Here is a 10,650-nt window from a genome sequence, read left to right as displayed (position 1 = left end):
TTTAACCACAGCACTGACAGAGACTATTTTTTAGGCGATCGAAACTTAAAAGTATCTAGCCAATGCCTATGTCTTACTGTCGATTGTGACGATAACTAAAATAATTTTGGCTATCAGCAGTGCTTAGTTATAAAGGTTCAAAACACCCTAACAGTGAGTTCAAAACTAATCTGTTTTTCAGTTTTAAACTCACTAGCAGCTACTATAAAGTTAGTATTATTTCAATAGAATGATCTCATAGGAAATATCGGATGACATACGTAAAGTCTTTGCAGAACACTTTAGTCGCCAGTTTAGGCTGCGCATTTTTACTCAGCGCAGCTCATGCTGATCAGGCCTTGAGAATGCAGCTGACAGCCAACCAAGTAACAATTAATGATGCCGGTAAAGTTATTTACACGCCTGTAAGTACTGCGCCTAAAGGCTCTGTTATTCAATATAAAGCCACTTACTCCAATATTATTAATAAAGATATCAAGGATTTAACAGTAGTACTACCTATTCCTGCTAACATGACTTTTACTGGAGAAGCTTCACCTGCCAGCGCCCAAGCCAGTATCGATGGCAAAAACTATGCTGATATGCCCTTGCTGCGCAAAGTGGATAGCAAGCTGATGAAGATTCCTTATTCTGAATATCGTACATTACGTTGGGATATCAAATTATTACCAGCACAAAAATCTGCTGCCGTGGCTTTGAATACTATTATTGAATAACTAACGGCCGTTTAAGAGCTGACAGCCATATACCTTAACCCCTTACCCATTCTATTACCTTCTAGTTTCTGACTATAGCCACTCATCTAATCTTAGACTCCTAATATTACACCTCTATAGAAGAATAAACCTATTTAACCCAAGCCTTTTGTCTGTTAGCATCGCAGCAGTACTAGGATGACTAGCGCTATGGCGCTTGCTAGCAGCAACTCGATCATAATAGAGGTAAAAATAAACAACATAACTGGTGCCGATTATAAAGTGGGTAATACTACTCACCACCAGTAAAGTCTAGCGAATTGGTTATTGCAGTATCACAGCAAGTGCAAGCCCCCTTACCCTAAAACAATGCAGATGTAACCTCTGGTAACGACTCAAATGCCAATGAATTATCGGAAACATATCAATCAGCCATTCTTGTTTTGGTGGATAAGCGCCAAATGACTCAACCCATAATGACCCCTTCTAAGCGTATCGCATTGCGTATAAGGAAGATTTCTGCGCGGTCATTAGCAATGTTGCTTATGCAATCAAATATGGCAATGGCAGTTGGAGTACCAAACCTTGCCCTAAATTCTGATTTACAGATTATCCATAATATTGCCAATGCTAGCGATAACACTAGTTACAACATCGATAGCCAAACTGACCCTACTTTAAGCTCCACCTCTAATACCGATCAAATCAAAGCTGCTGTAGCCGAATATGGGGTGACGTTAACCAGTCCACAGATAGCAGCTCCTGATATCAAATTCACTACCGCTGAATTTGAGGACAGTAAAGAAACCTCGCAAATTAGCAATGATATTTATATCCAAGCCAGCTATGCACAATGTAATGTACAGCTCAACAAGCAAGATCAAACGTGGATAACTATCACCTCCTCGTTAACTGGTGACAAATACTCGCTAAAAGCACTGGAGACTGGTGAAAACTCTGGCAAGTATCAGCGGTTAGTAGCTACTGAAAATAACGCTAATGCTATCTTGACTGATCACATTATTCAAACCTTACAAGGTGATAAGCTAACCGCTACTTTGGACGCTTGTATCTCACCTGAGGTCGGCACTGACCCTAATGATCTACCTAATGTCGAAACTGACTTTCCGATCCGTATTGATCATATTAGTAGCCAGATTAACATTATTGATAATAACCCTAACCTACAAGTCATTAAAAAAGGCGATGTCAGAACAGCATCGTTTGGCGATTATGTTAATTACACTATTCAAGTAACAAACAGCGGCAAAACCACCGCTTATGATGTACAGCTAAAAGATACTCTGCCACGGGGCTTTGACTATGTCGAAAATAGTGTCCGTATGAGCAGTAAAAAAAACCGAGTAGATATCAAGCAAGCCCGAACTACTGAGTTTAAGAGCGAAGGCAAATATCAGGTTTTAGGTTTAGGTGATCTTGCTGTCAATGAGAGCAAAACCTTTACCTATAGAGTGCTAATAGGGTCTACCTCATTAAGCGGTGATGGTATAAACCGTGCTGTCGCTGTTGGCCGTGACAGTCTGCTGAGTACGAGTAAGTTACTCACTTCAAGAGAAGCCCAGTGGAAGATTGAAATTGAGCGTGGGGTGACTAATACTGACGCTATTATCATCGGTAAGGTCTACTACGATATCAACCGCGATGGCATCCAACAAAAAGACGCTGGCGAGCTCGGTGTAGCTGGGGTACGTATCTATATGGAAAACGGTAACTTTGTAGTGACCGATCCACAAGGTAAATATAATTTCTATGGGGTTAGCGCTAAGACCCATGTCCTAAAAGTAGACCGCACTACTATCCCTATTACTACTGAGCTAGTGTCACAGAGTAACCGCAATGCTGGCGATGCTGGCAGCCGCTTTGTTGATCTAAAATATGGTGAATTGCATCGAGCTGACTTCGCTATCGTTGCTGATAACAGGACTAGTACTGAGCGCCTCAACGCTGAGTTACTAACTCGCAAAAAAACCATTGGTGCTAGCAACGATGCACTCGAGCAAGCAGTCAAAAGCAAATTGGATCTACATCCCATTTATAATCGTAATTATAGAGACCACATTGATGCTAGTGGCTGTAAATCAAACGATAGCCTAGATCGAGGTATCAAGTGTGACTCAGCGATAGTTAATAATATGGCCAACCCTATCGCTGATCGTATCAATCTGACGGTCAATAAAGTCGTGCAACCACCAACAAAATTGCTAGAAGAGCATCTAAACCAAGTAGATAATAATGACGTTGCTTTTATTAATTTAAGCCAAAATCAGCAGTTAAGCACTTATAAGCAGACCATCCAAGTGCAAGCACCTTTAGGGTCATTATTCACCCTCTATGCAAATGGTGCAGCAGTATCAAACGATCAAATTAGTAAAACGGCTGAGCAAGAAAGGCAAAACGTTAGCGCTTTTGATTTTTATGCAGTAGATTTAAAACATGGCCTTAATACTCTACGCGGGGTTGCCACTGACGTTAACGGTAAAACCATCTCTGAAAAAACTATTACAGTGACTACACCCGATAGCTTACAAACCATCGACTATCGTATCCAAGAGCAGTTAGTACAAGCGGATGGTATCAGCGAATACCAGCTTGTTATTAGTCTAAAAGAGGTTGATGGTCGTCCTTATTTGGCCCCTACACTTATTACTATTGATACTAATATTGGTTACATTAATCTAAAAGATAGTAATAAAGATAAAGCGGGAATCCAGTTTATTGTCTCTGGTGCTGAGCTACTGATACCAGTTGTGGCCCCAAAGGTACCAGGCAAAGGCCAGCTAGTTATCGATACAGGGACTAGCAAACTAGTAGTTCCATTACAGTTCATTGCTAAGCTGCGTCCACTAATAGCAGTAGGTATCGTTGAAGGAGCGCTATCGTTAAAAGACTTTGACGGTAGTCAAGTCACTGACGCTCAAGGCGCGTTTGAAAAACAACTGCATGAGTTGGCTGCTCATGATGACTATTCGACGACCGGTCGTGCAGCGCTGTTCCTCAAAGGTAAAGTGCGCGGTGACTATCTATTGACCTTGGCTTATGACAGTGACAATAAAGGCGAGCGTTTATTCCGTGATATTCAACCGGGCGAATATTATCCAGTCTATGGTGACTCATCAGCCAAAGGCTTTGATGCTCAATCTACTAGTAAGCTCTACGTGCGCGTTGACAAAGGTCGCTCATTTGCTATGTATGGCGATCTAAAAACCCAAATAAACAGTGATGAGGGTATTAAGCTTGGTCAATACCACCGCACTTTAACGGGTGCCAAAGCTCAGTATGAAGATGCTAATACTCAAGTTATAGCTTTTGCTGCTGAGACTAGATCATCACAGCGTGTTAAAGAGATTCGCGGCTTAGGTATCTCAGGTCCCTACCCTCTTGCTAATAACTTTGAGCAAGTTTTAGAAAACTCTGAAACTATTGCAGTGCTCACTCGCGCCGCCAATAATCCTAGTCGCATCATCCTACGTAAAACTTTAACTCGCTTTGCAGATTATGAGATTGATCCTATTAGTCGTAGCTTATATCTCAAATCTCCGATTGCTAGCCAAGACCTACAAGGTAATCCTATCTACTTACGGGTCAGCGTAGAAGTGGATGAAGGGGGCGAGAAATATTGGGTTGGCGGTGTCGCTGCTAAGCAGCAGCTAACCAGTAAAATCGCTATCGGTGGTAGCTATGTCAACAGTGATAACCCTGTTAATAAGGAAGCGCTGGCGAGTATTAACAGTATCATTAACTTCAGCGATAAGTTCAAATTAGTCGCTGAATATGCGATGAGTAAAGCTGCATATATTGATAATAATGCAGAAATAACTGCTGATAATTTCAATAATCCTAATTATCAACCAAACGATAAAATAAGCCATCAACCAAGCAAGCAAATCAGCACAAAGTCATTAAACAATAGTAATACTAAAGGCAATGCCTTACGCATTGAGCTTGCCTATGATGATAAGAAGAACACTCGCGCCAAAGCTTATTACAATGATGCTGATAAAGGTTTTGTCACTGCGGCCTCACCACTTAGCGCTGGGCGTACTGAATCAGGAGTAGAGATGACTCGTCTACTCAATGACAAAAAAACAGCGTTAAAATTAGAGGCTGTACTTATCAAAGATCATACTACTCAAGCCCGTCGCCAAGATGTTTTAGCTAGTATTGAACAGCAGCTTAGCAAAAACATCGTTGCTGAAGTCGGCTTTCGTTATTACCAGCAAGACGCTACTGCCGCCTCACGTCATTTGCAACAGGCCACTGAGGCCATTAACGTTACTACTAATAGGCTATTCAATGATCGTATTATCAATCAATCAGCGCTAAACCGTTTGAGTGCGGTGGATGAAGATGTCGAAGGTATCGAAGGTACGACTGCTCGTGCTCGTCTAACAGCGCGACTGCCTAAGTTTAACCAAGCTTTAGTATTTGCAGAATATGAGCAAGACATTGATAATAGCGGGCATAATGCTACTTCTATCGGTGGCGAGACCCCTATCGGCAAGTTAGGTCGCTTATACGCGCGTCATGACCTAATCAGCAGTTTATCTGGTAGTTATGGGCTTGATGATAGTGATGAGCGTCAACGTACTGTAGTCGGGGTTGATGCTAATTATACCAAAAACGCAAAAGTCTATAGTGAGTACCGGATGCGTGATGCCATCAGCGCCCGTGAGGCAGAAGCAGCTATTGGTCTAAAAAACCAATGGTATCTACAACCGGGTTTAACCTTAAATACCTTATTTGAGCGTATTGTATCTATTGAAGGCGATGCTAATAATAGCGCTACGGCAGTCGGGGTCGGCGCTGAGTATGTTGCTAAAGAAAACTATAAAGCGTCAGGTCGATTAGAGAAGCGCTGGGGTAATGCTAGCGACACCTTACTAGGCAGTGCTGGTATAGCTTACCGCTATACTGATGATATTACTTTATTAGTTAAAGACATCTACTCACGCGCTGATCATACTCAAGGACTGCGTACTGTTAATCGCTTTCAACTGGGTGCTGCGTACCGTGATTATCATAGTAATAAGCTTGATATGCTGGCTAAACTTGAGTATCGTTTAGATGATAACCAAACCGGTACTAATGCTTATCAAAAAGACGCTATAGTTTGGTCTTGGAGCGGTAACTACCATCCAACACAGCCTTTAACTTTGTCTGGGCGCTATGCCGGTAAACATAATGCATATCAGGCTAGCGGTATCACTAGCGACAACACTGCTCATGCTGTCTATACTCGCGGTCTTTATGATCTTAGCGAACGTTGGGATCTGGGCGTACAAGCAGGTAGTTATTGGAATGCAAAAGCCGATGATCGGGCTTATATGCTAGGAGCTGAGGTTGGCTATAGCCCTATGACTAATCTATGGTTATCGCTTGGCTATAACTTGATGGGCTTTGAAGATGAAGATATCGCCTATAATGATAGTACTCAGCAAGGGGCTTACTTTAGGTTGCGCTTCAAATTTGATGAAGGATTGTTTAAACGTAATGTCGTGGGTAAAAATAATCGCTTAGCCGATGAGCCTAGTCTATAATACTGGACTGATCATTGTTCTGTAAGGCCCACTTTATGTTTGCTCCTATAACTTTGCTAACTAAGGTTTATCACCCTCATTTATCATTCGCTACTAATACCTTATCAGCGCTGCTATTAGTCGCCTTTGCATCGTCTGCGCAAGCTGCAACCTCAGACTCAGCTGTCAGCGGCCGCTTTGAGGAAGTAGCGGCTCTTTGTGCTAGCCAAACACAAGCATTACCAGCAGAGTCGCTGAAATCTTTAAGCGCAAATCGCCTTGTTATCGACTGTAAGCGGTTACAACTCAAGCGCTATCAAGCTGAGCAAGCCTTACATAGCCGTACAGTAGAGCAAGCAGCCCGTCAACAGTATCTAATTTATAAAGCGCGAGCTTGGCTCGACTATGCTAGCTACCAAGATACTATAGATAGCCGTTCTATTGCCGAAACACAAGCGCTACACGCCGCTGATACTATTTTGCAAGCGCTGCTAACTTCTACTGAGCAAAATCTGGCGCTAAACCCAGATATACCTACAAGCTCAGCATTAATGCGCCCTGACCTTTGGGCTATACTAACGGCCTTAAAAGATAGTGGCGGTATAAATTATGCACCCAAAGAGTTAGCATTTAGTGAAGTTGGCCTGATATGGGCGGCAGCCGATCACTGTGCGCATGGTTCGAGTCAGTTAGGCTCGCGTTTTACAATGGCTGATCGCTGGCTTGAACAGGCTCGTGAATCCTATATCAATGTGCATGATTCAAAGGTAAATGTTGCTCTTGAGCAGCTAATTAACCGCTACTATAAGCAGTATGCCTCTTTGGATCCTAGTGATGATAGCTGTCATGGTCAATCCTTTTTAGCCCCTATTCCAGACGTTGATACCCTTTAGAGATTAGTCACTAGTAAGGCTTTAACTAATGTAGAGACTTAAGTTATTGGTAAAGATAAAAAGCTCTCGTGCAGCAGGCATTACGGCTATTAGAATAACGGCTACTCATAGCATCCTTGAATAGTTATCTTTACTAAACTAACAGCCATAAAAAAGCCGACATAAGCATGTCGGCTTTTTTTATTTTTATCGTAACCATTGCTAATAACCACAGCTTAACGGTTTTTATGCGGTAGCTTTTCTGGTAAGTAACAGCGTAAATAAGCAATAGAAGCGGTAGTCGCTTCTTGTAAATAGTTATCAGTGATACTGGCATGACGACGATAAGATAAAGTAAATATACCGTTTATAATGCTATAAGTTACTAACAAAATATCTTGTATATCGTCATACTTAGGCATCTCATAGCCCTCAGACAATCTTTCATAGATTAGCTTTACGATTTGATGATCGATATCTTCACCAAAACTATCACCTTCAAAATCTGGTGTATTAGTATCGTATATTAGCTTAGCTTTGGTTTGATCAGCATGAAATATATGTACACAACGTTCAATTAACGCGGTCAAATACCCCTGCCATCTATCATAATTTACATTTTCTACTGTGCCTAATACTTCTAGAATTTCAATAGCATTCAAGAAACGTAAAGCTAGGAATATCGCTTCAATATTTGGAAAAAAGTGATAAGCTGAAGCTCGCGGAATACCCGCTTCTTCACATACTGCAGCTAAAGTAATATCATTAATAGGGTGAGTTTCACTTAGCTTTTTAGCACCCATCAGTAATTTCTGACGGCGAATACGACCTTGTTGACTGGTAAATTTGAATTTATTAGGCACTAGCTTTTTTGCCAGTTCCGAGTCTACTAACACATCTTCTATCTTGTCGTCTTTATAGTCGCTCATTACAAACCTCTTAGTTTAATACTCTTTTTTATGATTAAGCCGTTATTGAGCAACATCAACACTCAATTTGCGTGTTAACGGTGGCTTATAATTAAAATATAACTGCGGCCACGCTCAATACAGGGCATCATAAACCCTTGTACATTGGCAAGCAAGGGGCATGAATAAGTTACCAGATAATGTACTGATTAATCATGTCTTTGATGCCTATTCCAATCTTATTTTTGCTCGTACGATACCGTGATCAATGACTCTATCTGGATAGTCCCATTTGAGATGGTCATTGAAATAATCTACTCTCTCAATGTTCCCAATAGTGAATTTACTATCGGGTAAGAACTCTTCTGAAACGAATAGCTGATCGATAACTTCTGGTATTCCTTGATAAATGTGGGTATAAGCCACGTCTTTCATCCAACCATAGCGAGACTGAATACGCGCTGCATCAAATAGTGCGACATCACGCATACTTTTATCATAGTTCACTTCTCCTGTTTCGGCCATTAATTGAGTAGTTACGCTCCCTGTGACATCATTCATATCACCCAGCAAAATCAATGGCTCACGAGTATGCAGTAGGCGCTCAATAATTGTCATTCTAATCGATGCAGCTTCTGCTGCGCGCATGCATAAACTGCGAAGCTTAGCACGCACTCTGATATTAGGATCATCCATATCTTCGAGCAACTGTCCCTTGTCATCTCGCAAAAAGAATGCTCGTTTGCTTTTAAGATGCGCGGTAATGATAGTAATAGGCTGGCCATAAGCATCGACTCGTAGTAACAATGGCGGGCGCTTAAAGTGAGTATAAGGTCCGATATCAGGGATATCTATTACGGCCTCAGTGACTACGTTTTCGAGTAATTGACTCTCTAGCTGATCGAAGCGAGTGATAATTCCTACCGCTGGAGTGCCTTGAGCGCCATGACCTTTAGTGTGTAAACTTGCACTATCATTACTAGCTAGCGGAATAACTACTTGTTCAGGGCTAAAACCTAAATTCAGGGCGATCTCCTCGATTGCTTTGCTATCCCAAACCTCTTGTACCGCAATAATGTCAGCATGAGCCTTAGACAATAGCTCAGTAATACCGGTTATCTTGTGCTGGTATGCCTGCTGGTCATAAGCAGGTGCATTTTCATAAAAGATACGCTTAGGATTAGCAAGATTAAGCAAGTTAGCAGTAGCAATATAAAACTGTTTATTGCCCTCTGAATTATTATAACGAGTCATATATTACCTCTTATTATTGGTTGTCTTATTATTAGTTATTCTAGGGCTTGTTGAACCCTCTCAAGAAGGCACTGCTGGTAGTAAAAAATTGCTCATAACTCATTAAAAAGTAAACGGTGAACGGTAAACGGTAAACGGTAAGCTAGTAATGTGACTCGCAAAATCACGTCTAGCAATAGCTAAATAGCTATCTAAATAAACAATCAACAGGCCCAACTTTGACTGAGGGCTAGGTAGCTAATTTATATTATAGTTTTTGCTATGCTAAGCAATTAGGGGTTACTGAGCTGATAATTTTCAACAGCTATAAAAAAAGCCCCTAGAGTTCTCCCTAGAGGCTTTAACATAGCATAACTAATATTCTTATATTATCTACGCACTTAATTGGCTACATTTAGTCTCAGTAATTTACAAAAAATTAAGGTTCTACAATATTTACTTGCTTATTGTTGTCTAACTCAGCGCTTATTACCAATATATATAACATAAATTATCGATGAGTATTAGTTTTGCTACTCAACTATCTTGCCCGATTCCAAGCATCACGTGAAGCCATGCGTGCATCGTCCCATTCCATCCGTGACTCCCCTTTGACTTCTTCCCATGAGCGTCTTAAATCTGCTTCATGATCATCAAAATTTGCATCAACAGGATAGCGAGCACGGTTAGCATAACCTACTGCATAGGCCGGATGCATATCACGGTCAAATTCATAACCGTCTTTATAATAATCGACATTAGCATGTTGAGCGCGCCAGTAAGCTTCTTCATGGGTCGGATCAATAGCTTCTGCTGAGGCATGACCTGCAGTACCACCAGCAACCGCACCAATAGCACCACCAATTAAGGTTCCTAACGGACCTGCCATAGAACCAATAGCAGCTCCTGCTATCGCACCGCTTACGCCACCTACAGTAGTCCCTACTGGATGTGAACCTGGCTCACCAGTAATAATATCGGCATTCAAATCTTCTCTAGTTTCTTTTGACATATGCTTTACTACATTACCATCAATGTTGCTAGGGTCGTTAGTGACCACTCTTCTATCAACGACTTCTGGGTTTGCCATTCTACGAGCATTGTCATCGATAATACGCTGCTTGTCAGCTATTTCCATATTATCGCTAGTGAGTACATGATCAGTTTCAGTGATGACACGGCCGTTAGCGTCAACTCTATGAGTAGTATTATCTATGATATTGTCATTGTCTTTCATAATAGTATCCCTTCATTCATTATTATTGATTTACACGAAATTGAGGCCCTATCAAAACGGGCTAATTAGAAATGAACTAATTAAATGTAGATAAGTCATCTTTATGTTCTTTAGAAACTCTACTTATTACAGCTTAGATTTATTACAGCTTAGGTTTATTACAGCTTA

At 41.2% G+C, this 10,650-nt stretch carries 6 protein-coding genes; 3 read left to right on the top strand and 3 right to left on the bottom strand.

What is annotated here, in order from left to right; genetic code table 11:
• Positions 1-251: 251 nt before the first annotated feature.
• From KZA12_RS01895 to KZA12_RS01885, 3 genes are all read left to right on the top strand, one after another.
• Positions 252-716, top strand: a complete 465-nt coding sequence (locus KZA12_RS01895) for a hypothetical protein (protein WP_201622247.1) — start codon at positions 252-254, stop codon at positions 714-716.
• A gap of 440 nt (positions 717-1,156) precedes the next feature.
• Positions 1,157-6,253, top strand: coding sequence for an SdrD B-like domain-containing protein (locus KZA12_RS01890; protein ID WP_218689006.1), 5,097 nt, complete (start codon positions 1,157-1,159; stop codon positions 6,251-6,253).
• Between the two features lie 35 nt (positions 6,254-6,288).
• On the top strand, positions 6,289-7,125 hold the full coding sequence (locus tag KZA12_RS01885) for a hypothetical protein (protein WP_256932774.1): 837 nt from the start codon (positions 6,289-6,291) through the stop codon (positions 7,123-7,125).
• A gap of 215 nt (positions 7,126-7,340) precedes the next feature.
• Here KZA12_RS01885 and KZA12_RS01880 read toward each other — a convergent pair whose 3' ends face one another.
• The 3 genes from KZA12_RS01880 to KZA12_RS01870 form a co-directional block, all read right to left on the bottom strand.
• On the bottom strand, positions 7,341-8,033 hold the full coding sequence (locus KZA12_RS01880; RefSeq protein WP_201622249.1) for a TetR/AcrR family transcriptional regulator: 693 nt from the start codon (positions 8,031-8,033) through the stop codon (positions 7,341-7,343).
• A gap of 207 nt (positions 8,034-8,240) precedes the next feature.
• Complete coding sequence (locus KZA12_RS01875; RefSeq protein WP_201622250.1) at positions 8,241-9,266, bottom strand: endonuclease/exonuclease/phosphatase family protein; 1,026 nt, start codon at positions 9,264-9,266, stop codon at positions 8,241-8,243.
• A gap of 520 nt (positions 9,267-9,786) precedes the next feature.
• Positions 9,787-10,335 carry a hypothetical protein gene (locus KZA12_RS01870; RefSeq protein WP_373416568.1) on the bottom strand — a complete coding sequence of 183 codons (549 nt, stop codon included), beginning with the start codon at positions 10,333-10,335 and terminating at the stop codon, positions 9,787-9,789.
• Positions 10,336-10,650: the final 315 nt, after the last annotated feature.

Source organism: Psychrobacter sp. BF1 (assembly GCF_019279065.1).
Classification (GTDB): Bacteria; Pseudomonadota; Gammaproteobacteria; order Pseudomonadales; family Moraxellaceae; genus Psychrobacter; species Psychrobacter urativorans.
Note: the sequence above shows the minus strand (reverse complement) of the source record. Positions and strands in the feature narration are given on the sequence as shown.

What these genes read in the sequence shown, in the direction of transcription:
- KZA12_RS01895 (WP_201622247.1), top strand. Translation starts at nt 252, where the DNA reads ATGACATACGTAAAGTCTTTGCAGAACACTTTAGTCGCCAGTTTAGGC.
- KZA12_RS01890 (WP_218689006.1), top strand. Translation starts at nt 1,157, where the DNA reads ATGACTCAACCCATAATGACCCCTTCTAAGCGTATCGCATTGCGTATA.
- KZA12_RS01885 (WP_256932774.1), top strand. Translation starts at nt 6,289, where the DNA reads ATGTTTGCTCCTATAACTTTGCTAACTAAGGTTTATCACCCTCATTTA.
- KZA12_RS01880 (WP_201622249.1), bottom strand. Translation starts at nt 8,033, where the DNA reads ATGAGCGACTATAAAGACGACAAGATAGAAGATGTGTTAGTAGACTCG.
- KZA12_RS01875 (WP_201622250.1), bottom strand. Translation starts at nt 9,266, where the DNA reads ATGACTCGTTATAATAATTCAGAGGGCAATAAACAGTTTTATATTGCT.
- KZA12_RS01870 (WP_373416568.1), bottom strand. Translation starts at nt 10,335, where the DNA reads ATGGCAAACCCAGAAGTCGTTGATAGAAGAGTGGTCACTAACGACCCT.